This is a genomic window from Caballeronia hypogeia (genome assembly GCF_001544875.2).
GTDB lineage: Bacteria > Pseudomonadota > Gammaproteobacteria > Burkholderiales > Burkholderiaceae > Caballeronia > Caballeronia hypogeia.
In genome coordinates this window covers 203,782-229,078 of the sequence record NZ_FCOA02000005.1, presented here as the reverse complement: position 1 = coordinate 229,078, position 25,297 = coordinate 203,782, and the positions used below count along the sequence as shown (strand labels likewise).

Annotated in this window: 14 protein-coding genes; 7 read left to right on the top strand and 7 right to left on the bottom strand. The window is 59.1% G+C overall.

The features are described from left to right. Positions 1 to 53: 53 nt before the first annotated feature. The 6 genes from AWB79_RS11565 to AWB79_RS11540 all read left to right on the top strand — a co-directional run bounded on the left by AWB79_RS11565 (position 54) and on the right by AWB79_RS11540 (position 14,666). Positions 54 to 7,679: a type I polyketide synthase gene (locus AWB79_RS11565; protein WP_061167544.1), complete on the top strand. Its 7,626-nt coding sequence runs from the start codon at positions 54 to 56 to the stop codon at positions 7,677 to 7,679. A gap of 16 nt (positions 7,680 to 7,695) precedes the next feature. Next, on the top strand, positions 7,696 to 9,042 hold the full coding sequence (locus AWB79_RS11560; RefSeq protein WP_061167543.1) for an aminotransferase class I/II-fold pyridoxal phosphate-dependent enzyme: 1,347 nt from the start codon (positions 7,696 to 7,698) through the stop codon (positions 9,040 to 9,042). A 99-nt stretch (positions 9,043 to 9,141) separates the two neighbouring features. Further along, on the top strand, positions 9,142 to 10,071 hold the full coding sequence (locus AWB79_RS11555; RefSeq protein ID WP_061167542.1) for an HAD family hydrolase: 930 nt from the start codon (positions 9,142 to 9,144) through the stop codon (positions 10,069 to 10,071). Between the two features lie 28 nt (positions 10,072 to 10,099). Then, positions 10,100 to 12,550, top strand: coding sequence for a glycosyltransferase family 2 protein (locus AWB79_RS11550; RefSeq protein ID WP_061167541.1), 2,451 nt, complete (start codon positions 10,100 to 10,102; stop codon positions 12,548 to 12,550). A 56-nt stretch (positions 12,551 to 12,606) separates the two neighbouring features. Next, entirely contained in the window at positions 12,607 to 13,728 is a 1,122-nt protein-coding gene (locus AWB79_RS11545; RefSeq protein WP_061167601.1) for a polysaccharide pyruvyl transferase family protein, read from the top strand. 71 nt (positions 13,729 to 13,799) lie between these two features. Continuing rightward, the gene (locus AWB79_RS11540; RefSeq protein WP_061167540.1) at positions 13,800 to 14,666 is read left to right on the top strand and encodes a glycoside hydrolase family 16 protein; all 867 of its coding nucleotides are present in this window, start codon (positions 13,800 to 13,802) and stop codon (positions 14,664 to 14,666) included. 144 nt (positions 14,667 to 14,810) lie between these two features. Here AWB79_RS11540 and AWB79_RS11535 read toward each other — a convergent pair whose 3' ends face one another. The 6 genes from AWB79_RS11535 to AWB79_RS11510 are packed head-to-tail and all read right to left on the bottom strand — an operon-like array spanning position 14,811 to position 21,700. After that, positions 14,811 to 15,779, bottom strand: a complete 969-nt coding sequence (locus tag AWB79_RS11535) for a glycosyltransferase family 2 protein (RefSeq protein ID WP_198399007.1) — start codon at positions 15,777 to 15,779, stop codon at positions 14,811 to 14,813. A 56-nt stretch (positions 15,780 to 15,835) separates the two neighbouring features. Then, positions 15,836 to 16,492, bottom strand: a complete 657-nt coding sequence (locus AWB79_RS11530; protein WP_061167539.1) for an ABC transporter ATP-binding protein — start codon at positions 16,490 to 16,492, stop codon at positions 15,836 to 15,838. Positions 16,493 to 16,495: 3 nt separating this feature from the next. Continuing rightward, a complete protein-coding gene (locus AWB79_RS11525) occupies positions 16,496 to 17,311 on the bottom strand; it encodes an ABC transporter permease (RefSeq protein WP_061167538.1) in 816 nt (271 codons plus the stop codon). A gap of 11 nt (positions 17,312 to 17,322) precedes the next feature. Next, positions 17,323 to 18,462 carry a polysaccharide biosynthesis/export family protein gene (locus AWB79_RS11520; RefSeq protein WP_232470880.1) on the bottom strand — a complete coding sequence of 380 codons (1,140 nt, stop codon included), beginning with the start codon at positions 18,460 to 18,462 and terminating at the stop codon, positions 17,323 to 17,325. A gap of 10 nt (positions 18,463 to 18,472) precedes the next feature. After that, entirely contained in the window at positions 18,473 to 19,594 is a 1,122-nt protein-coding gene (locus AWB79_RS11515; protein WP_061167537.1) for a KpsE/RkpR family capsule polysaccharide export protein, read from the bottom strand. A gap of 39 nt (positions 19,595 to 19,633) precedes the next feature. Further along, on the bottom strand, positions 19,634 to 21,700 hold the full coding sequence (locus AWB79_RS11510; RefSeq protein ID WP_232470879.1) for a glycosyltransferase family 2 protein: 2,067 nt from the start codon (positions 21,698 to 21,700) through the stop codon (positions 19,634 to 19,636). Positions 21,701 to 21,840: 140 nt separating this feature from the next. Between AWB79_RS11510 and AWB79_RS38175 the strand changes: the two genes are divergently transcribed. Then, positions 21,841 to 23,229, top strand: a complete 1,389-nt coding sequence (locus tag AWB79_RS38175; RefSeq protein WP_074169359.1) for a capsule polysaccharide biogenesis protein — start codon at positions 21,841 to 21,843, stop codon at positions 23,227 to 23,229. Here the strand turns inward: AWB79_RS38175 and AWB79_RS11495 are convergent. Further along, a complete protein-coding gene (locus AWB79_RS11495; RefSeq protein ID WP_082862341.1) occupies positions 23,171 to 25,213 on the bottom strand; it encodes a capsule polysaccharide biogenesis protein in 2,043 nt (680 codons plus the stop codon). The two genes, AWB79_RS38175 and AWB79_RS11495, sit on opposite strands and share 59 nt — an antisense overlap. Positions 25,214 to 25,297: the final 84 nt, after the last annotated feature.

The window sequence follows — 25,297 nt, the reverse complement described above, 5'->3', positions numbered from 1 at the left end:
CAAAGCGCGTTTTCGGGGAGTCAGCGAGCCAGCCAGTAACGAAGAATGAAGAAATGCTAAAGCGCGTTGCCGTTGTCGGACTGGCTTTCAGGTTTCCGGGTACAGATACACAGCATTACTGGGCCGACTTGCTCGAGGGCAAGGACCTAGTCACCGAGGTGGAGCCGGGCCGATGGTCTCCGGATGCCTATCTGCATCCCGCCAAGGAACATCCGGGCACGGCTTACACTTTCGCCGCGGGTTCGATCGGCGACGTCTCCGGATTCGACGCCGACTTCTTCGGCATTTCTCCGCGCGAAGCATCGTTGATGGACCCGCAGCAACGGTTGTTGCTGGAGTTGTGCTGGGAAAGCATCGAGCACGCGGGCATCAAGCCTTCTTCTCTGCGCGGCAGCGATTGCGGCGTGTATATCGGCATCGCGAGCGCAGACTATTCGTATCGCATGGCGGACGATCTCGCGGCCGTGGACGCTTCCATGGCCACGGGCAACACCGCAAGCATCGCGGCCAACCGGCTGTCCTACGTATTCGACTTGCGCGGCCCGAGCATGGCCGTCGACACGGCGTGTTCATCGGCGATGGTGGCGTTCCATCAGGCCTGCCGCGCCATTGCCACGGGTGAGATCAGTCAGGCTATCGCTGGCGGCGTCAGCCTGCACCTGCATCCGTATGGCTTCATCACTTTTTCCAAGGCGTCGATGTTGTCGCCGAACGGGCGTTGCCGCGCGTTCGACGCTTCCGGCGACGGTTACGTGCGCTCCGAAGGCGGCGGCCTTTTCCTGCTGAAGGACTACGACCAGGCCGTAGCCGACGGCGACCGCATTCTCGCCGTGGTGGCGGGCACCGCCGTCAACACCGATGGCCGCAAGTCGGGACTCACCGTGCCCAGCGCCGATTCGCAGAGCGCGCTGATGCGCCAGGTGTACGAACAGGCCGGCATTGCGGCCGCGGACATCGACTATCTCGAGGCACACGGCACCGGCACGCCGGTAGGCGACCCGATCGAGACCCGCGCCATCGGACGGGCGCTCGGGCAGGCCCGCGGCGCGAACGCCCCGTTGCCCATCGGCTCGGTCAAGAGCAATCTCGGCCACCTGGAGGCGGCCTCCGGCGTGGCGGGCCTCGTGAAGGCCATTTACAGCCTCAGGCATCGGGTGGTGCCGGCGACCGTCGGCATCAAGGAGTTCAATCCCAACATCCGCTTCGACGACTGGAACATTCAGGTCGTCACGAAGCCGCTGCCGATGCGCGCCACAGGCACGCTGACGATCGGCGTGAATTCGTTCGGCTTCGGCGGCGCGAATGCGCACGTGATTCTGCAGACTCCCGACGAAGCCGACACGGCGCGCGCCACCCGGCTGGCGAATCCGGCGGTCGTTCCGATGATCGTCAGCGGCCGCAGCGACGCGGCGCTGAAAGCGAACGCGCGCCGGCTCGCCGGTATCGTGCGCGGCCAGTCCGCGGCGCAACTCTACGACGTCGCGTATCACGCGGCGCTGCGCCGTGAGCGGCACGAGCATCGCGGCGTGGTCGTCGGCGCGGACGGCGACAGCATCGCGACGCTGCTGGAACAGCTCGGCGGAGACGATGCGCCGGGCCCTCTCGTACATACGGGCACACGCGTCGCGGCGGCGCAGGGTCCGGTGTTCGTCTATTCGGGCAATGGCTCGCAGTGGGCAGGCATGGGCGGCAGGCTGCTCGGGGATCCCGTGTTCGCGGATTCGGTCGCCGAGATCGATTCGCTGTTCGCGAGTCTCGCCGGCTGGTCGCTCGTCGAGTTGCTTCGCCGTCCCGCCGCGCCGGGCTTCTACGAGCGCACGGAAATCGCGCAGCCCGCGCTGTTCGCGGTGCAGGTCGGCATCACGCGCATGCTGGCTCAACAGGGCGTGCATCCTGCGGCGGTCGTCGGTCACAGCGTCGGCGAAGTGGCGGCGGCGTGGGCGTGCGGCGCTCTGAGCCTGGGGGATGCGGTCAAGGTCATCTTCCATCGCAGCCAGCAACAGGGACTTACCAAGGGACGCGGCCGCATGGCGGCCATCGGCATGGACGGAATCGCCGCTGCGGCGCTGCTCGACGAACTGCATCTGCATGAGGTGTTGTGCGTCGCCGGATACAACAGCGTCAACGGCGCTACTCTGGCTGGAGCGCCCTCCGCGCTGGAAAAGGTCGGCGAGGCTCTGGCCGGGCGCGACGTGTTCTACAGGCAGCTCGACCTCGACTACGCATTCCATAGCGCCGCGATGGACCCGATCGAGCACGCGCTCAAGGCCGCGCTGGGCGACATCCGGCCGCAACGCGCGGACGTGCCCTTCCATTCGACGGTAACAGGCGGACTGCTTGACGGCACCGCGCTGAACGCCGATTACTGGTGGAACAACATCCGTGTTCCGGTCCGCTTCGAGCAGGCGTTGAGCGGGCTCGTCGGCGATGGCAACAACGTGCTGCTGGAGATCGGTCCTGCGCCGGTGCTGCGCAGCTATCTCAACGGCACGCTCAAGCACGCGGAGAAAGCTGGACAGGTCATCGCGACCGGTCGGCGAGGTGATGACGGTCCGGATCGCGTGCAGGCCGCCGTCGCGCAGGTGATCGTCGGCGGCGGTGCGATCGACTGGGCGCAGATTTTTCCGCGGAGCGGGCAACACGTGTCGTTGCCCGCGTACTCCTGGCAGCGGGAACGCTACTGGCACCCGGTCACCGCCGAATCGCCGAATTCGCTCGAGCGCCGGCGCGTGCATCCGCTGCTGGGCTATCGCCTGCAGCAGCAGTCGCAGCCGGTCTGGGAAAACCATCTCGACACCAAGCTTCATCCCTGGCTCGCGGATCACGTCGTAGGCAACGCCACGGTGTTCCCCGGTTCCGGTTTCGCCGAGATCGCACTGGCCGCCGCGCAGCAATGGCAAGCAGGCGAAAGCTGCGATGTCGAGGAACTCGAGATTCACGCGCCGCTGCTGCTCGCCGCGTCTCCGAGCAAGCTGACGCGCCTGTCGCTCGATGAAAACGATGGGCGCTTCTGGCTGCGCGCGAAGGAGCTCGGCGGTCGCGATCCGTGGGCGCTGCATGCTAGCGGGCGGGTGCTGTCGAGCGCCAGCGCGGCCCCGCTGAACAAGCAAGCGCCGGCCCTGCCGGAGCGTCTTCCCGACTTCACCGGCGCGAGCCATCTCGCGCTGACGCAGGCTGCGGAACTCGCCTATGGCGCGGCGTTCCAGGCCGTGTCGCATGGCTGGATCGAAGCGCCGGGCAGCGTGCTGGCCGTGTTCCAGACCCCCGACGCGCTGACCGACAGTCTGTCGCAGAGCCTGCTGCACCCTGCGCTGCTCGACTGCACGTTCCAGTTGATCATCCAGATGCTCAAGGACGACGACGCACTGGGGCAAGGCATCGCGTTCGTGCCGGCGAAGATCGGCCGGCTGCGATGGATCGCGGGCCGGGGCGCGCCGCATCTCGTGCGCGCGCGTCTGATCGCGCGCGCGCCGCATTCGCTCACGGCCGAATTCTCCCTGTTCGATGAAGAAGGCCGGCACATCGCCTCCGTCGAAGACGCGCGTTTTCGCAGCGTCCGCCTCGCGAAAACGCATGGCGATTCACTGTCTTATCTGGACTACGCCGCCACGCCGAGTCCGCATCCCGCAACGGCTTTCGAGCCGAATCCCGCGTTGACGGCCGATGCGCTTCAGACCGCGCTCGGAGCGGCTGCCGCGTCCATCGGCGAAGACGCGCTGCTCGCGCGCTACACGGAGGAAGTGGACCCGCTGCTGGAAACCTTGTGCGACGCCTTTGCGGCGCAGGCGCTCCACGCAATATCGGACGACGGTCATCTGAGTGGCGTCGCGCTCGATGCGCTTCGAAGCGCCGTGCCTGAAGCGGCCGCGCTGCTCGACTGGCTGCTGAGTCGCTGCGCCGAACCCGCGGAGGACGGCTCGGGCTGGCGCGTGATCCCGCCGCACGCGGAAGACGCCAGCACCACCGACATCTGGAACAGCCTGGTGCGCGAGTACCCGGACTACTTCGCGCTCGTGCACGCCGCCGGACGCGTGGGCACGCATCTGCCCGACCTGCTTCAGGGCAAGACGGCGCTGGCGGACGTGTGCCCGCAGGAGTCCGATTTCGCAGGTCTGCAGCGAACCGTCGTCGGCGATGCCGCGCGTCGGCGCGTGGCGGACGCCTTGCGCACGACACTCGCCGAAGCCTTGGAGCGACGCCCGTCCGGTCAGCGCGTTGGCATCGTCGAAATCGGCGGCGCGGGGCCTGCATTCGCGTCGGCGCTATGCGACGGACTCGACATCGCCGTCGCGGATTACACCTTCGCGAGCCCGGCCGGTGAAGCGCTGGATGCCGCCGCGCGTCTCCAGGAAAAGCACGCGGAACTGCGCGTTCAGGCTATCGGCGCGGATCGGCCGATGTCCGCGCAACGCGCCGATCTCGTGTTGCTCCACAGCGATTTCGACAGCGAGACAGCGCTGCACGATGCGCTGCGCTTCGCGATTGCCAGCATGAAGCCGGGCGCCACGCTGCTCGTGCATGGCACGCAGCCCACCGTCTGGATGGACTTCGTGCTCGGCGCGCAAAGCGCATGGTGGAGCGAAGACGCGAACGGCGCGCGGCATTCCCTCCAGCGGGCCGCGAGCCACTGGCAGAGCCTGCTGCGCGAACATCGCATGGAATGTGGCGAGCCGCTCGCGTTTGCGGCGCAGATGGCGAGCGGCCCGTACTTGCTGGTGGCCGCGCGCCCCGCAGCGACCGCGAAAGTCGATGCACTTCCGGCGAACGGCGCGGGCTGGCTGATTCTGGCCGACTCGCTCAACGCGCAGACCGATGACCTCTGCCTCGACCTCGCCGCGCGCCTGTCCGGCCCCGACGGCGTGCCGCTCGTATGCGACGCCGATGTCACACCCGACGAACTCGATGCACTGATCGACGACGCGCGTGCGCGGCCGGGCGGTTTGCGCGGCATCGTGCATCTGGCCGGGCTTGCGCGTGATCCGCGTGAGCATGCGCCGCAGTTCGACGCGCAAGCGCTGCTGAAGAAGCAGGTGCAGCGCTGTCACCTCGCTGCCGAGCTCGTGAAAGCCTGCGAGCGCACTGGCGTGAAAACCACGCTGTGGCTTCTCACGGCAGGCGCGGCTCCGTTTATTTCGGCCACGCCCCGAGCAGGCAACGACGCGCTCAACGATGCATCGCTGTGGCATTACGGCCGCACGCTGATCAACGAGGCGGCCGGCTTCGACGTTCGTCTCGTCGACCTGCCGTCGAACGGCCCCTTGCCCTTCGATGCGCTGATGCGCGAACTGCTCCTCCCCGACGACGAGCAGGAAATCGCGCTCGGCAATCACGGCGAGCGTCACGCGCCGCGCCTGCGCAAGAACCCGCGGCCGCAACCGCGCGAAGACCGTGCGCAGAATGGCGCAACCGCGCTGCGACTCGGCTTCGATATGCCCGGCCAGTTGCGCAACCTGCGCTGGGAAAGCTATGCGCCGCCCGAGCTGGGCGCGCATGAACTCGACATTCGCGTGCAGGCAACGGGCCTGAATTTCCGCGACGTGATGTACACGCTCGGTCTGCTTTCCGATGAAGCGATCGAGAATGGCTTCGCGGGCCCGACCCTGGGTCTCGAATTCGCGGGCGTGGTCGAACGCGTCGGCAGCGACGTGAGCGGCTACGCGCCGGGCGATGCCGTCGTCGGCTTCGGGCCGGCCAGCTTCGGCGATCGCGTCGTCACGCAACCCAATGCGATCTCGCACGTGCCGCGCGGCATGTCGTTCGAGGCGGCGGCCACCATTCCGAGCACGTTCTTCACCGTGTACTACGCGCTGCGCAAGCTCGCGCAGATCGAGGCGGGCGAGAGGCTGCTGATTCACGGCGCGGCGGGCGGCGTCGGCATCGCGGCGATCCAGTTCGCGCAATGGATCGGCGCGGAGATCTACGCCACCGCCGGTTCGGAAGAGAAGCGCGACTTCCTGCGCCTCATGGGCGTGCAGCATATCTACGATTCGCGCTCGCTCGATTTCGCCGACCAGATTCTGGCGGACACGGATGGACGGGGCGTCGATGTCGTGCTGAACTCGCTCGCCGGCGAAGCCATTAACCGCAATCTGCGTGTGCTCAAGCCCTTCGGCCGCTTCCTCGAACTCGGCAAGCGCGACTTCTACGAGAACACGCGTATCGGGCTGCGTCCGTTCCGGAACAATATCAGTTACTTCGGCATCGATGCCGATCAGCTGATGTCCGAGCGTCCCGAGCTCACGCGCCGGCTGTTCGGCGAGATGATGGCGCTGTTCGAGCAAGGCGTGCTGCATCCGCTGCCTTACCGAGCGTTCGACGCCAACGACATCGTCGATGCGTTCCGTCATATGCAGCAGGCGCGGCAGATCGGGAAGATCGTCGTCACGTATCGTCGCGGCATTCGCGCCGACGTGAGCGCACATGCCAAAACCGTCACTCGCAAGCAGTTGCAGCTTCCCGGGCACGCGAGCTATCTCGTGACGGGCGGCCTGTCGGGCTTCGGCTTGCGCACCGGCGAATGGCTGGCGGACAAGGGCGCGCGACATCTGATTCTGATCGGCCGCAGGGGACCGGCGACCGATGAAGCGCAGCAGGCGATCGAGGCGCTGCGTGAACGTGGCGTCGCGGTGCGCGCGGCCGCGTGCGACGTCACCGATCGCGTGGCGCTCGCTGCATTGTTCGCGGAAGCTGCCGGCACCATGCCGCCGATTCGCGGCATCGTGCACGCCGCGATGGTCATCGACGACGGCCTGATCCGAAATGCGACAGCTCAGCAGATAGAACGCGCGATGGCGCCCAAGGTGCTCGGCGCGCTGCATCTGGATGAGCTATCGCGCGATCTGCCGCTCGACTTCTTCGTGTTCCACTCATCCGGCACGACGCTGTTCGGCAATCCGGGCCAGTCGAATTACGTCGCCGCCAATGGCTGGCTGGAAGCGCTGGCGCGTCAGCGGCGCGCGCGTGGTCTGCCCGCGACGAGTCCGCGCTGGGGCGCAATCGCCGACGCCGGTTTTCTCGCGCGCAACACGAAGGTCCGCGATGCGCTGCAAGGCCGCATGGGTGGCAACGCCCTGCCCGCCGCAGAGGCGTTGCGCGTGCTGGAAGCGATGTTGCTGGCCGACGCCGGCGATCTCGGTGTGCTGGAGCTGGACTGGCGTGCGCTCGCGCGCTTCCTGCCGAGCGCGGACTCGCCCAAATTCGACTGGGTGGCGCGCACGGCCGCGGCCGGACCACAAGATGACGATGACGCCGGCGGCTTCGCCCAGTTGCTCGAGACGCTGGATGACGCAGAGTTGCATCCGGTGGTCGTCGACATGCTCAAGAGCGAAGTCAGCGAGATCCTGCGCGTGCCGGTCGAGAAGATCGACGCGGATCGTTCGGTCTACGACATGGGACTCGACTCGCTGATGGGCGTCGAGCTCGTCGTCGCGCTGGAGAATCGCTTCGGCATTCGCCTGCCGGTCATGGCGCTCTCGGAAAGCCCGACCATGTCGCGGCTCGCGACGCGTCTGATCCAGACGCTGCGCGGCTCCGCCACCGACGAGTCCGACGCCGTCACCCAGCAGGTTGCTCACGTCGTCGCGCAACACGCTCAGGGAATTTCGCAGGACGCCATCGCGGAATTCGCCGAAGAGCTCAAGGCCGATGAGCAGGGTCCCGCTCAACGCATGATTCAATAAGTTCGATAAGCGCAACATGAGCGAATCCAAAGGTTCGGGGCTGCCGGGTCTGACCTCGGCGTTGAAGAACAAACTCATTCAGCAGACGCTGGAGCGCAAGCTGCGTCAGGCGGGGCAGACGCACGAGCGTGCGCCGCTGGTCGGCCAGAAGAAAGGTGCTGTTCCGGAGGCCTTCACGCGCTTCGATCAGTATCCGGGCTATCGTCAGTTGCGCATCATGAACGACGGCGCCGCGCGCCTGGGCGTGCGCAGTCCGTTCTTCAAGCTGCACGAGGGGACGGCTGGAGCGGATACGTCCATTGGCGGGCGCAGCTACGTCAATTTCGCCAGCTACAACTATCTGGGCATGTCGGGTGACCCGGTCGTGACGCAGGCGGCCAAGGATGCGATCGACCGTTATGGAACGTCGGTGTCGGCGAGCCGGCTGGTGTCTGGCGAGCGGCCGATTCATCGCGAACTGGAAAGCGCACTGGCCGAGCTATATGGCGTGGACGATGCAATCACGTTTGTCAGCGGTCACGCCGCCAATGTGACGACGATCGGCTACCTGTTCGGCCCGCGCGATCTGGTCGTGCACGATGAGCTGATTCACAACAGCGTTCTGCAGGGCATTCAGCTAGCGGGAGCGAAGCGCCTGTCCTTCGCACACAACGATGCGGATGCGCTCGATGCATTGCTTCTCGAACAACGTCACCAGTTCGAACGCGTGCTGATTGTTGTGGAAGGAATCTACAGCATGGACGGGGACTTTCCGGATTTGCCCCGGCTCGTGGATATCAAGCGACGGCATCAGGCGTTCTTGATGGTGGATGAGGCGCATTCGCTGGGCGTCATGGGCAAGACCGGGCGTGGGATTCGCGAGCACTTTGGCATGAGTGGCGACGCGGTCGATATCTGGATGGGAACGCTCAGCAAAACGCTGGCCGGGTGCGGCGGGTATATCGCCGGGGAAACCGCGCTGATCGAGCATCTGAAATTTCTCGCGCCGGGTTTTCTATATAGCGTCGGGATGCCGCCGCCGGTCGCGGCGGCTTCGCTAGCTGCGCTCAAGCGGATGCTTGAACTGCCGGAACGAGTGGAGACGTTGCAGGCGCGCGGAAAGTATTTTCTCGAGCGTGCCAAGGCTGCGGGAATCGATACAGGGACCAGCGCGGGGATTGCGGTCGTTCCGGCGATTCTGGGGAGTTCGCTGCGCGCTACGCGGTGGTCGGGTTTGCTGTTTGAAGAAGGGTTCAACGTCCAGCCTATTCTCTACCCCGCCGTGCCGGAGCAGTCGGCGCGGTTGCGGTTTTTTATTGCTTGCACGCATGGTGAGAGGGAGATCGACGAAGTCATTGCGAGCATGCAACGGATGCCACGCTAGGTTTCGCGGCCGACCCCGATGTCGAGCAGCGAATACAAACTGAGTCCAAAAATTTCAGAATCTTAATTTCGGATCGCGATTACGCGTTCTCGTAGCAATATGAAAAACTCAAACGTTACCACCGTACACCGATTCGACGCTGTAGAGTCAGAGGTAGAGAATTGTGGCTCTCGCCTTCGCCTGTTTGGCAATGACGAGTTCAAGGCAAAGTTGTTCAGAAAAATAGACCACCTCGCGCCCGCGGGAGAGTTCGTTCTCTCCCTGGACGTGTTCGACACACTTCTATTGCGAGATCAAAAAAGCGAACTGCGGCGATTCCTGGAAATCGGCCAAAGGATGTCGGCATTCGTTGCAGGGTCGTCTTGGGAACAACCAGAAGATCAGAGCCCGCAAATCCTCGTCAACGAACTCTCGATGCGTGACATGGACGCATTCTTCGCTCGTCATCTCGGCACGAAGGCCACCTATCGCGCGGGACAAAAAGTCTCGGGTCATGGCGAGGGTTCGCTCAAGGAAATTCACAGCACGGCCAGCAAGTTGCTCGACGGAACTGAGCGGCTCAAAGATGACTTCATCGACATCGAACTATCTTACGAAGTCGAGCGCTTGACGATCAACGACGCGCTCCTCTCGTACGCAAAACGACACAAGGAAAAGGGTGGCAAAGTCATCCTGACCAGCGATATGTACATGCACTCCGAACACATAAAGGCGCTGCTCAGGAGACTGGGCCTCGATGTCTACTTGTTCGACCTGATCGTCTCTAGCGCTGACACGAAAATATCAAAGGCCTCGGGGAAGATCTTTCATGCTATCGAAGAACAGCTTCAAGAATCCTCCGATCGGTTCATTCACATCGGCGATAGCCTCAAAGGCGATTTCGTGAAAGCCAGGGCCGCTGGCTGGCTCGCACTGCATCTGCCGATCAGCCGTACAGAAATAGACCAGAGACTCGCTGACCATGTCCTGATCTCGGAGTTGATCGAGGACAAGTTTTCGGTTTCCGTGGACATTGCCCCACCCCGGTGAGCCGCAAGTGAAGGGACAGCGCTAGAACATGAATAACTTAAAAAGCAGTGCCTTAGAAATGAATTTGACGAAAGAAATCGGGTACACGGTAGTCGGCCCCATCATTCAGCGATGGATGCTGGGTATCAACCAATACATCAACTACCTTGACGGACCGGAAACCAAGTTTCTGTTCTGCGCCCGAGCCGGCGTCCGAATCAAGAAACTGTATGAAAAATTCCTCGAAAATGAGAACTTTCACGACAGCAGCAATCGTGGAATGTTCTGGGTGTCGCGAATCTCCGTCGCCAAGGGCGTATATCGCCACAAGCCGGACGTGGCCACGAAGATCATTTCCAAGGAGTACGCGAACGAGCCTATCCGGAACCTGATCGAGGGAGTATTCCGGCACCATCCGTCCCGACTCGCCGACCTGGACCTCGGGCTGAGCGAGTACATGGCGCACGGCTTCAACTTTCCGGGCTGGATTCAGGGACCTACGCCCGCTTCGGTCAGCATGCAGGACTACCTGAAACGCTCCAGCGAAGCGTTTGACGGCTACCTCGAGGAAACACTAGGCGACTGCACCAGAGCCGTTCTGATCGATAGCGGCTGGCAAGGCAGCATGCAATCCATGCTCAGCCAGGCTTATCCCGGCATTGCTTGGAAAGGCCTGTACTTTGGTCGCATCCCGATGCCCGGGTTCGATCACAAGATTGCCGACGATGTCATCGGGATTCTCTTTCAAAGCGAAAAATACCGGTCCGGTGATTATGCCACCGCGTTCGTGAGACACCGGCATATGATCGAGGCGCTGGTCGAACCCAACGCGCCTTCGATCGAGGAAGTTCCTTTCGGCGAATTCTCGTCTGTCGCGAATGCGCTGATCGACAAGAATGTCCACGAAACCTATGCAGAGCATGACGAACTTTTCGAGTGTGCGATGGACTATCTGTCCACGACTGGAAAGAACGCCTCGATCACTCAAATCATCGCGAACTACGACAGCGCAATCAAGGAAGCCGCCCGAATCATCGTTCACCCGTCGCGCGATGAAGCCATGGCCCTGCTCGGCAAGGCGCGATCCGCCGATTTCGGCAAGAGCGTCACGGTTCCGGTTTTGCGACTGCCCGCCGACTCCGAGCTTCCTTCTTCCGAGGCACGCATCAAGCACGCCTTGTGGCAGGAAGGGCAAATCGCGCTCGAATACGAAGGAGCAATGGCCCGTGAACTTCAGGCCCAGGCATCGGGTCAAGAGACCATTGCCTCCTATTTCGACCCGAAAGCCAGCGGGCCAGAAGAAGAGCTGCAACCGACCTGTGCGGAAAGGCCTTCGGTAGCCATTATTACCAGAACGAAGAACAGACCGCTGCTTCTTAAGCGTGCCGCCCTGAGCGTAGCAAACCAGAGCTATGCAGACTACATCTGGGTTATCGTGAACGACGGTGGTGATCTTCTTCCAGTTCTGAATGTCATCGAGGAGTCCCTCGTTGACAGGAGAAAGATCGTTCTTGTTCATAATGAGACGAGCCTTGGAATGGAGGCAGCGTCGAACGCTGGAATTTCGCATTCGAAATCCGACTACATCGTCATTCATGACGATGACGACAGTTGGGAATCGGCCTTCCTCGAAAAGACGGTATCATTCATGGCGTCCGCGCCAGGAAACCGATATGGTGGCGTGATTACTCAGACCACGTACGTTTCCGAGGAAATACGCGACAACACGGTTATCGAACACCGCCGTCAGCCCTACATGGATTGGGTTCGGAACGTGCAAATTGCCGAAATGGCGGCCGGAAACATATTTCCGCCGATCGCGTTTCTGTACAAGCGCGTCTACTGGAACGCCGTCGGCGGATACAACGAAAAGCTTCCGGTGTTGGGCGACTGGTATTTCAACATGGCGTTCCTTCTGCAGGGAGATATTGCGGTCATCACGGAACCACTGGCGAATTATCATCACCGGGACAGAGGGTCCCAGACGGCCTACACCAATTCGGTCGTCGGAGGAATTTCCAAACACGAAGAATTCGCGGCCGTCGCGCGCAATGAATTCGTTCGCCAATATGGAAAGAGCGATTACGGTGCATTGACCGCGGTGTTCGGCTACTACATCACCGACATTCGAAACAGGATTGGCGGAATTCATGGCAAGCACCAGCACCAGCACCAGGTGTCACCGAACTCTCCCGCGTCGCATGATCCACACGATGATGCCGATCGCAAATGGGTCATCCTGAACATCAACAAGGCGCAACCCCGAAGAAATCTCTTCAGGAAAAGCGGCTACTCTCCGATCACCGCCAATTCGAGCTGGCAGGAAATCGGCGAAGTTTTGAGGCAGAGGAAGATCATCATTCCTCCTCCGCAAAACTTCGATGAGCAAGGCTATCTGAAGAAGAATTCGGACGTGGCTAATGCTGTGGACCTTGGACGGTGCGCGTCCGGATTCCAGCACTATATTCTTCATGGAAAGCGAGAGGGGCGCAGGCGATGAGCTTGTGCTCCCGGTCAAGATTGCAGATCGAGACGACATACATACACGAGGCACAGATGATCAAAAGGGTCGCGATTCTAGGAACCAACGGTGGCAGTTTGCTCGCACCGAATCTGGTGCGTGGGCTGAACGAAATTGGCGAAAATGTCGGTAACGCGCTGTTCCAGTTCGCCCTGTCGAGGAAGATATCCAACCCCAAGATATTCGTCCATCCGAGCAAACTGAAGGCCGAAGAAGTCCGGGAAAGAGCCGACGTCCTGGTCATTCCGGCGGCCAACCAGATCAACCCCGCGTGGGACCTGGGTGGATGGGCAGAGTTTATTGAATCCTGCGATTTGCCCGTGGCGTGCGTCGGCCTCGGCGCACAGACTGGAAAAAACGAGACCGAGATAACGAATCTCAAGCCGGGCACGATTAGGTTCGCCAAGGTTCTGTCGGAACGCTGCAAGGCCATTGGCGTCCGGGGCAACTTCACGGCCAACGTTCTCGAGCAAATGGGCATCACGAATGTGGTGGTGACGGGCTGTCCCTCGCAGACGATCAATCCGGATGCATCCGGAAGGAATATTCAGAGACTACTGGATGGGTACTCTGAAATCGAGCACCCGAAGATCGCCCATGTGTTCGGCACGATGGAGGCGGAAACCAGGGCGGCGGAGAAAGTACTGTCCCGTCTGATCGGGGAACACGATCATGTAACCGTTTATCAGACAGATAAAAAAATCCTGAATCTGATCCATTCGCGTCAATTCCTTGATGAGGAAGATCGTAACTTCTTCGATTGGCTTCGCGGAGTGCTTCACCCGTCGCTGAATCTGGACCAGTACGTTCAATATGTCATCAACAATGGGCGATTTTATTCGGACGCGAGAACATGGATCGATTCAATGTCCAGGTTCGATCTTGTCATCGGCATGCGGATTCACGGTGCTGTCGCCGCCATCCAGAGCGGAAAGCTAGGGGTATGCGTCGCATTTGACAGCCGCACGCTCGAGCTGGCGAGCACCATGGGATATCCCTACGTCCATGTCGAAGAGGTGGAAACGGCAGAGTCGCTCACCGACATACTCGGGAAAGTCGTGTTCGACGCTGCGAGGTTCAACCATCTCAAGGTGAAGAACACAGAGAAAATCTATACGATCCTCGAAGACGCAGGATGCTTGATCGAAACGCACTAAAGCCGGCAGGCCTGCTTCGGCGATCTGCTCACAGAATAATTCAACGGCTTCTTGCCACAACAGAAAACGAAATGACGAACGCTTTCTCGATTCGATGTGTGGCGACGCGGGGAATCCGTGCTTTCGGCACGGCGCTGATCGCAGTTTGCGGCCTGGCTCATGCGCAAACGTGGAATAACCCTCATCCCGCGATCTATGCCGGACCCATGCGTGAGACGACGCCGGATCAAGACTACGCGTTTCGCCGCACTATTTCCGACAAGGATAGGGAAACGATTGCGCGATATCGGTCCGGCGCGGTATCACCGGTCTTCGAGGCCCGATTCAACAACCCGGACGACCTGAGCGACTGGACGTTGCCATCCCGCGAAAATACGAAACTCATCTCGTGCGTTCGGCCTCAGAGCACCTCGACCACCGCAAGCGGATTGATGCTTCAAATCAAACCGGTCACCGACTGCCAGGCGAAATGGTCAACCGGGCAAATCATAAGTAAGGCTACTTATAAATTTGGCTATTTCGAAGCGTCGATGAAGATCGCCGCGATTCCCGGCGTGGATAACGCGTTCTGGTTGGTTACGCGCGATGGGTACGAAATCGACGTTACAGAGACCTTCTATCCGAATGCGTCCACTTCCGCGGTCCATCAGTGGCACCCACCCAAGGGACGATCACACACGATGGTGTCGAGCCGCATAAGCCTCCAGAAGAATCTTTCCGAGGGATTTCATGACTATGGTGTCCTGTGGAGCGAAGATGAAGTGGTCTTTTCGATTGATGGCGAGCCCTACGTCGCACTCAAGACGAATGGCTCCATCAAAGCGCCGGCTGAGATCCATCTTTCCAATGCGATAGTTCCGTGGGGTCAAAAACCTCCTGACAATCCTTCAGGGGCCGCGACCTTATTCAGACGAGTCCGTGTTTTCCCGCCTCAATAACACACAGCGGCAGTTGCGCATATCGGCAAACCATGGCAACCCGTTCGATTGCCGCACCATGCTCGGTCTCACAAGCAAAGCATGGTGCGATGATGTACCCCGCGACTAGCCGGGCACGATTACGGAAAGTCGCGAGACGAAGTATCACGCCGGACGTCCGATTGAATCCTTCAATTTTCGCCAGAAGGTGGTCTTGCCTTCGATTACCTCTTCAGCAACTTCCAAAGCCGCAACGCTGCTGAGCTTCTCCTGAATCGAAGCAATCTCCGTCAGGACCTTTTCACGTAACGATTTCGGCATTTCGAAGTCAAGGTCGTTCTTGTCGTGGCGGCGAAAATACGTCTCGTGCTTCACGCGCGACTCTCGGCTCGCGCTTCCCTTCCGGCTCTTTCCTACAAGAAACTCTTCAAGGGACTTCACAGCGTAATGGTTAATCCGAGCGCCGTCCCAGCCGACATCATGACTTAATCCATGACCGTGATCCGGGTGATAGACCAGATCTTCCCCTTTCGAATTAACGTAACGACCGCTTTTTAAGTTCGCGTGATGAGGGTTCTCGAACGATGCGACGTGCGCGGGCCTCACCACACTCTTGTAGTGGTTGTTGACACTAAAGTCCTTCACGGCCATCTTCTTGAAACGGTCGATCACCAGTCCTTCTTTCAGGAAAATATGCCCCGACGAACCGAAAATAGACCAATTCAGAGCCAACGCGCTCACTGTCTGATTCGAGAATATTTTTTCAAATAATGGACGAATCGTCTCCTCGCCGTTGGTCGGATAGATGAATTCATCCGCATCGATGAATGCCAGCAAATCGACCGTCTGCGGGCAGACGGTCAGCATATTGTCATAGGCTGGCAACTGTGGTCGCTGACCGGGCTGAGTGGGAAAATCTTTTACTTTGATCAACCCTGCCCTGTCAAGGCGCTTCAAAAGCTCGCGAGAGCCATCCGTGCTTTCATTATCTGAAATAATAAAATAGTCGACGCCGACGGCCCGGTGAAACGCAATCCACTCAACAATGGATTCGCATTCGTTCTTGAAGATGGCCGCAATACCAATTCTCAAAATCTTCTCGCTATGACAAACGGTAAAAAAGACGGATTTCAAAGAAAGAGCAAACTTTCAATCAAGAAAATCGCACGGAACTATCCGCCGGCCGACTTCTATAGCTTCATATACTGGCCAATGCCTTCTTCGACGTCCTCGTACACTTCCACCTTGCCGTTCTTCAACAAAAGAACGATGTCGCATAGCGTTCGAACCTGGCCCATGCCGTGTGTCACCAGAATCAAATTGGTCCGTCCTACGCGGCGCTTGAATTCGGCTGCAGCCTTCTCTCGAAAGTGCGCATCTCCGACCGACATCGCCTCGTCGACCATATAGTAGTCGAAGTCGAACGCGAGACTCATGCCGAATCGAAGACGAGCGTTCATCCCGGATGAGTATGTTTTCATGGGCTGATTGAAGTAATCTCCCAGCTCCGCAAAATCCTCTACGTAGGCGATGACGCGATCCATTTCCTCACCGACGGCCCCCAGGGATCGGCAGATAAACTTGACGTTCTGCCTTCCCGTGAGCGATCCCTGAAATCCCCCTCCGAGCCCCACGGGCCAGGAGATTCTTTTATCGGTAATGATGCGCCCACTATCGGGCACTTCGGTTCCGCACAACAGCCGCATCAGCGTACTTTTGCCGGCGCCGTTCTTTCCGATCAGGGCGATATTCTTGTCAGGAGGCACGACAAACGAAAGGTCACGAAAAACGTGCTTGCGACCTTGCTTTGTCACATACGACTTGCTCAGTTTATGTAATTCAATCATGGGTCACACCGGGGCTGAGCGAAGAAGCTGCCGCTGACGCCTGTAGGCAACCATGACGAGGAACGCCAGGACGACCGAAAAAACCAGCGGATAACCGTAGTTCAGCCCTTTGGTCACCGGGTAATTGTCAAATACAGCGGCGCGAACATTATCTATTACGTCAACGTACGGATTCCAGGAAAAGAAAGATACCTGCCGCTCTGGCAAATTCCACACTGGAAAGAGGATGCCGGACGTGAGATACAAGGGAATGAGCGTCATTTTGCACACCCTGGCCGCGCCTGGGATGGAATGACTAATCATTGCATACGCCACACCTAACCAAAATGACAAAAACACACCTACCGCGAGCGCGCCGAGCCATTCAAGCGGATTGCTGATCAATACATCGTGCTGAAACCAGAAGCCCAGAAAGGCACATATGATTATATAAGCGCACGAATACGTGCACAGCTCAACGATCAAGCGGGCAACGAAGGTATCAAAAGGCGCGACCTGACGATACGCAAAGAGCCCTTGATTGGCCTGGATCGCGTCGGTCAATCGCCACACGATACTGCGCATCATGTGGAACGGTACGATTCCGCTGACCAGGAACATAACGTAATCAAGGCTTTGCATCCTTGTGGCCTTGAGCAGTGCATGGAAGACCAGAACGATGACCAGAATCGCCAGAGGCTCCAGGATAACCCAGACAAACCCCATTCGCCTTGCGCCGAATCGCGTTTGCATCTCTCTTAGAAAAAGCGCAAACAGCACTGAACGTACGATACTTAGCGATGAGCGATTAGCCTTGAACGGCGACTCGAGTTCCGACATGACTGTGCCCTTTAATATGAATTCGCGTACGTGCCTAAGAGCAGAATCTGCACGATCGGAGCGATGATTTTCTGCATCTCATAGACCGGGGCGTTTGTCACATAGACAGTGTCGTCAGGCTGAATTAGGAACCTTTTGGCGAGGAACATGGAAACGGGCTCATGCATATTCAGGCGGAATACCTGAGCGACCGGTTTGCTTCCGTCGTGGCCATCTGCAAGACGGAATACGAATACGCCACCTGGATTCGCGGTACGTTCGTTCAGCCAGCCTACGGATCCCAATACTTCCAGAAGGCTGGGCGAAGAAGACGGAAAATCACGCAGCCCGGGTTGACCCACCGCTCCCATTGCGACAAAGCGCTTGCGTGCCCGCTCAAGAACGATTTCAGAATTAGGAGGAACGTTGATATTTCCTCCGGAGAGCAAATCCTGATAATTGTAGGTCTGTACCGTTCGCCCAGTACGCAACACCACGTTACTCAGATAGGGCTCAAGAACCGGTCCACCTGCCTGATTGATTGCATCCAGAATAGTCAACGGACCCTGCGATGCTGAAAATCGACCAGGACTCTTCACAGCTCCGGCGACCAGAACTGAACGGGACAGGTCGCTCACCAATTCGACGTGGACCTGCGGTTCGCTGGCCCGCCCTTGTACCCCTCGCCGTATCGTATTTTCGGCCTCCACCAAAGTGGCCCCGCGCACGTTTTTCATTCCCATGTAGGGAAGCGAGATTCGTCCTTCCGCGTCCACACGCACCTGCCCAAAAACGGTTCCGCCTTGGGCCAATGGCGCAAACACGGTCTTATCGGCTCCGCTGTCATCCGAAATCAATACCCTCAGGACGTCTCCCGGCATGAGGCGCACATCTGGCTCTCGTGGCGGTGCAACGTGATTCACAAGCGCGCTCTCGGACGGACGCATGAAAGGCGCGATGTTGCCAGGCGAAAGGTCGATCAGCTGATACGGAAAATCCGGATTCTGTGCATTAGTCGACGAGGTGACGCTGGAAATCTGAGGGCCGGCGGCAGACAGCACACCACAGCCGCCCAAGGACAGCAAGCCGAGAAGCAAAGTAGCGCCGCATGCGAAGCGCAACGACTTCACGCCAGAATCAACGAATTTTTGGCTTTTATACATACTCAACATGCAGCACTCTTCAGTCTTTGTGATCGTTGATCGTGGCGATTACGAAATGGACAACCCCAAAGATCAGGAGCAGAATCACCAGCGTGGTAAACAAGCTATACACACGACGAGGGAACAGCGCCTCGTCCGGCATATTCGGATTGATGACCACCACGAGGCTTCGCAGCTTTCGGGTCGCGTCAATTCGGGCGCTTTGCAGTGAGGCGACCGATGCCTTGTACGTCTCCTGCGCTATCCCGGCGTTCAATTGCAAGGTCTCGTATCTGGAGGCCACGACGTTCATTCGATTGTTCGCATTCGTGGCAACCAGCTTCTTCTCTTCCGCATCGATTTGCTGTTGCAGGGCGGCGATCTGAATCTTCTGCTGCCGGACCTGTGGACTGTCATCGCTGAGCATCGCATGCATTGCGCGAAGGGACGTATTTTGCTTGATGAGCTCGGCCTGCAACCCTGTGATGACATCGTTCTTGGCCATCGCAGATTGACGGGCATCCAAGACGTTGTGCTCGCCCTGAAAATGCAGAAGCGCATCTTGCCGCTCTTCGTAATTGCGGCGCGCCCGATCCAGTTCTCCTTCTGCAAAGTTCACTTGTTCGCTGGCCAAACGATGCGATATGTCGTTTACGAACCGGTCGCTTTCCGAGATCACCGTCGCCAAGGTCTTCTTGGCGAAATCGCTGTCGAAGGCTTCCACCTGGACAGTCAAAAGCCCGGTCGTTTCGTTGAACTGCGCCGACACCATTTTCTGGAAATACTTGAGCAACTCTTCCTTCGAGGCGCCAGGCGACAGGTGGTACCACGGGTCGGCCACATGGTTAGCGTAGTGTCGACTCCAATGCAGCTTCTCCTCCAAGACATCCAGCATATCCTGCGAAGTAATGAACTCCCTTACATAGAGGGTTTCCGCGGCCGTGCCATCCGCCAAGCCCCCGCCTCCCATGAGAACCGCCAAACCCGGGATCTGGGAAGCACTCGAGGCAGCGCCATCAGAGCTGACTTTCTGAACCACTACTTCCGATGTACTGACGTAACGGTCCTTGGCGACGACTCCGAAATAGACGATTGCCAAAAGCATTGGAACGATTACGATACCCCAGAAGAGCCTGTTTCCTTTAATGGCCTTGATTATCATCTTGTCGTCGTTTCTGCATTAATACTAAAATCGATCAAATCACTTTACTGCGCGTGAATCGGAATTTAATCTGCTTGAATGCCTGTCTGGCCTTTTATCCGCTCGAGTACGCCAAGGCTGCCAGACGGAAGGCGTTGCGCTCGGTGAAAAATTTGGTTGCAGATAATTGCAGTTGGGGTTGTAAAAAGGATCGCAATGCATGAGATGCGCCCAGCGCCGGCGCATATAATTCACCTCACCTCTGAAACGGCGTTCTTTCGCGGGCGACTCGTCCTTGCCCCGAGACACCGATTCATGGTGGTAGAGCAACGCGTGTGGAGTCCAAACCACGCGAAAGCCTGAGTCCCGGACGCGCAAGCAATAATCTACGTCGTTGAATGCGACCTTTAGATTGATTTCGTCGAGGCCATTGAGGGCCTCGAAGATCGACTTCTTGGTTAAGAGGCAAGCCGCGGTCACAGCGGACAAATCTTGCGCAATCCTCGCTCGTCCTGCATAACCCGGGTCATCTCTCGCGATCCCGTTATGCAGATGATCGGCGCATCCGCCAGGACCTACCGTATCGCCGGCATGCTGAACCGTGCCATTTCCATACAGCAGTTTGGCTCCCACTACTCCTACACTGTCGCTCGACAGCAGACCCACCATCTCACACAGCCAATCCGGCGAGATAACTTCCGTATCGTTGTTGAGCAAGCACAACAATTCGCCCTTTGCCTGAGCGGCGGCGAAGTTGTTGATGCGCGAGTAATTGAACGGCTCATCAAAGGACAGCACTCGCAGATTGGATTCGCATTGCTCAAGGCTCCGCATATAGCGAAGCGTATCGGGATCCGTGCTCTGGTTGTCTACTACTACAATCTCGTACGGGCCGTATTGGGTCTTCTCGATCAAGCTGGTAATGCAACGGCGGAGGTACGAAAGACCATCGCGAGTCGGAATCACGATACTCACCAAAGGCCGGGGGGTCGGCACGGAATATCGGACCTGACAATAGCCCGCGCCTCTTTCCTCGACGTCCGCCGACATCTTCATGCGTCGCAAATGTCCGCTCACCGCCAGAGTCGTATCCCCTTCGTCAGCTCGCTCGCCTCTTTCTGCAAGATGCCAGAGCGGTGCGGGCACGTGCACCATCGGCGCGCCCGTCTCGCTCAAGGCCAGCGACAATGCATGCGCGAAATTCGTTCCGCGCACATCTGCACGGAGATCCGGAAGACGATCTGCATACTGACCGTTCCAGGCGAAGGCCTCGCCAATGTAATTAGTGGCGCGCAGCATTTCAGGCGACCAGTCTGGATGGAACACGGGATCGCAAAGGCGCCCATCCATCCCCAACACGTCGTGATCGACATAAATTAGCGCGGCATCCGGCGTCTTGACCGCAGCATCCGCCAAACAGAACAACGCCTGCTCGGAGAGCGTTGTTCCAGCGCGCAATAAGAGACGCCAGTCATTGTCACGACGCGGACGATAGATCAAACCAGGCCAGTCACCTGACGCTCCGCCCCAAAGCTCGATGCCGAATTGCTGATATGTCTGGGCCCGCAAACTCTCACGCGTGGCGCTAATCTCGGCTTGAGTTGTTTGTGGACTCACCTGAAGCGTAATATGAAAGTTCGGTGCGTTCTTCCATTTTCTGACGCATCGATCCATCAAAGCGCGATCGGTGGGAGTGACGGAGTAGAACTCCCTGTACCAGCCATCATAGCCTTCGGCATAAACGTTCGCACGAAAGCGACAGGCGATGTCGTACGCGTGATCAAGGTCGCATAACATTGAAGTTAGCGTAAGACCAGCACGGGCGCTGCGATGCGACGGTTGTTTATGCAGGGTGCGCCCCGTCCGCCAGAGCTGCCGCAGTCGATATTCGGCAGTCGTCAGGCGGCGGAATCGAAGTGCAGGGACACTGACGGACTGGTCTTCATCGCCCGCCGCAAGACGGATGGCTCGCACAGATGCGGGCGTTCTTACCAACTCCTGCACTCGACCCTTGCTGCTTATTAGAATCTTTAAGGCCTGCGAGCGGCCTTCATCCATCTCCAGCACGAGCGTCGCAACGCATGCTTTGGAATGGCCTGAAATGCGACCCTCTACAAGCCAGACCATCCTCGCACGCGAACTCCGCCCCTGAACACTCTCAGCCGCCACTTCTCATTCCCTGCTTTTTTAGCTACAACGCGATAACAGTCTAAGATTATAATTCAGGCCACGCCGGAAGGTCAGCAAAACTCAAAAAAGTGTCTCAAATGCGCCGAACAATCTTATTCCTGCAAGGCCCACCATCACTCTTCTGGCGCCAGCTCAGCGAACACTTCGAATCGGCGGAAATTCCAACTCATCGAATCAATTTTTCCCTGGGAGATTGGGCTTACTGGCGCAAGCCGGGCGCCGTCAACTATCGGGGTCGATTCAGTCGTTGGGCCGATTTCCTGCGTGACTATCTTGTTCGCCACAAGATCACGGATATCCTTTACTACGCCGACCGACTGCCTTATCACGCGGTCGCGCGTGAAGTAGCTGAATCGCTTGGCGTCCGCACTTACGCGGTAGAGTTCGGTTATCTGCGTCCCGCCTGGCTGACCCTCGAGCGTGGCGGAATGGGTACGCTCTCGCACTTTCCCAACGATCCTGATGCTATCCGCGCTATTGCCCGTCGCGTCGGACCGCTCAAGTCGGGAACGCCTCAGTACTCGCACACTTTCGGTCAAGAAGCCTTCAATGAAGTCTTCTATAACCTGCTCACATCGCTGGTTCCATATTTCTTTCCGCTATATCGGACGGACAAGTTTTACCTCCCGCTGATCGACTACTTGAACTGGCTTCCTCGAATGGCTCTTCAGCGCCTGCGTGAGCCCGCCCGTGTTGCAGCAGCGGACGCTCTGCGCCACTCTGGGAAGCGCTATTGGATGCTCGCCTTGCAAATGCAAGCCGACTATCAGTTGCGCGCAAATTCGGCTTATGACGGCCAACGTCAGGTTATCGAACAAGTCATCTCTTCCTTTGCGCAACATGCGCCGCAGGACGGCTCGCTCGTCGTCAAGCTTCACCCTCTGGATAACGGCATGGAGCGTTGGGAGCGGTACGTCGCCCGCACTGCCAGGCGTCACGGCGTCGCCTCGCGTGTCATTGCAGTATCGGACTGCGATCTCAAACGCACCATCAAGCGCAGTCTGGGTGTCGTTACCGTGAATTCGACCGTAGGACTGCACGCGTTACGCGCGAATTGCCCGGTAAAAGTGCTCGGCATGGCCATGTACGACATCGCGGGACTTACGCATCAGGATTCGTTAGAGACCTTCTGGACGAAGCCTCAGCGCATCAACAAAGCTCTTCTGAGAGATTTCGTATCCGCCATCGCCGCCACTATCCAGATTCAAGGTTCGTTCTATCACGCGGCCGGTCGCAAGGCTGCCTGCATTGCGATTGTGCGCCGCGTGCTGAGCGACCAGGTCAATGACCAGGGCGCGTTTGTCCAGCCGCCGCCACGACTCGAACGCGCGCTGGCGTCCGGAGTCCCTATTTTCAGGTCGTTGCGCGGCAGCGGCGTGGAACCCGCGTCGGCCAAAGACACCAAGACTATGCCTCGCGAAATATCCGCGCGATCCAATGCCGCCAACGTGGAATCTGTGGCGTAGCCCGCCATTCGATAACTTCTTGGAGCGCTCGCTCCGGGGTAGTGAAACGACCGGTTATGCGACTCACGTAAGTGGGATACAGAATTAGCGCGCCCGCTACGAGCTCGTCGAGCTCGAGTACGCGGGCGCGCCTGTGACGCAGGCTTTCCGTTAAACCGAAATCTTGCGTTACGCCCCATCCCGCATAAAACGGCTGGCCGTACGTCACTACCCTCACGCCCCGCAACAAGGCTTCGAAGCCAGACAACGAAGTCAGCACATGTACTTCGTCGACATTGTCGAGCAGATGATGAAAGGGAACCGAGCCGATAACTTCGTCACACCATTGCGCCGCATCATCTTCACCCTGCCCCACCTTGCGCAGGCCCGCCACCACGTCAGGATGCGGCTTGTACAGAAGATAGGCTTCGGGATTTGCCGCGCGCACAGCCCGCAATAGATCCATGTTCGCGCGGATTCCCGATGAACCGTAGCGAATCGACGCATCGGTTTCCACTTGTCCCGGCACAAGAATCACGTGCCGCCCCTGAGGACGAACCCACCTCCTCTGTCCGGCGAGGTTGTATTTGGTAATTCCGGCACCGCAGATCACTCGACGCAGTTCTGCCGCACGTTCAATCAAATCGGAAGCAAACGTTGTCTTCGCCAGCAACTCCTCTAGTCGTGAGGGGCGCGTCGCGTCGTAATAGATTCCCAGATCATCCTGCACCCAGGACAGGGGACGGGTCAGGTCCGCGCCCAGACCGACGGAGCGCACGAATCCATCCTCGACGCGGATAACCCCGCGCGCCATCGGCAAGCTTCGAGCGAGTCGATGATCGAGCTTGGCACCCCAGGTCGCGACAGCTCCGCCACCGGTCCGAGGCATTCGCCAACGAAATCGCACTTCATTTCCGTCGAAGAATTGGCGCACATAGTCTTTCTTCCAGCCGGAGAACCCGAGGGCATCGATTCCAGCCGGGAAACGCTGACGCATCCGACGCTGCAATGCAAGCCATGCCAACACGGTTTCCACTTCGCAACGCCTGCCCGTTTCCGGATCGACATAGCGACAGTAGTCGACGAGCGTTGCATGTACGAGTTGTTCCAGCGTCGCCACACCGCGTCGCTGAGGCGCTGCCAATTCGTCCGCCGTCAACCCCCAACCCGCATAGAACGGCATGCCGAAGACCCGAACCGGCACCCCCCACATCAGAGCCTCGAAACCGAGCTGGGACGTGACGGCATAGACCGCGCGTACAGAGGACAGCACACTCGCGGGATGCGCATTGTCTGCCAGCACCTGGACGCGAGGCATCGCGCGCACCGCGCCGAGATCGAAGTGCCCTTGCTTGCGGCCAGAGACCACGTCCGGATGCACTTTTAGCAAAATGGTACTTTCGGGATGCTCCCTTAGCGCGGTATCCAGCATGCGACGAAAGCTGGCGGCGTCGGCGAGACCGCAAGATATGGATGCATCGCCGCGCGTCTGATCCACAACCAACACGCAGTCGGACGGCAACGGCTTGTCCAGGTCGCGCGTGTGGTTGTACTTTGACACCCGCCCTTCGCGCCAGGCGGTGATCAGCGCGCGCGTCCGCACCACCTGAGCCTTGTGGAGTGGTCGCCCGACCAGCAACTCCAATCTGGACGGCTTGCTTGCGTCGAAATAGAGACCGATGTCGTCGAAGACGATGGCGAGCGGCGGATCGTCTTTTCCCAGACCCACGGAGCGCAGGAAGCCGTCTTCGATGTGATAGAGCGCGAGACCGTGCCGCCGCGCATAGCGTTGCGCAGCGATAGCGCTCGGACGTCGCCCCCACGCGAGGACACCTGCGCCAGCAGCCGGGCGACCTGGCGGCCTGCCGTGCAATTGGAAGTCGTCGAGCAAAGCCGACAGCGTCGCGATGCGACGCACACCCGACGACAGCTTATAGACAAGCGGTAACCGACCACCGTTCGCGTCCCGGCGGGCCTCGCTTTCGCCAACAGAAAAGTCCTTCAAAGACGTATGCCTCAACAAGTAAAGCTGCAAACCTCCCTTGGAGGGATGATTGCTCGAGGTCGAGTGTATCTCAGGAACGCAGAA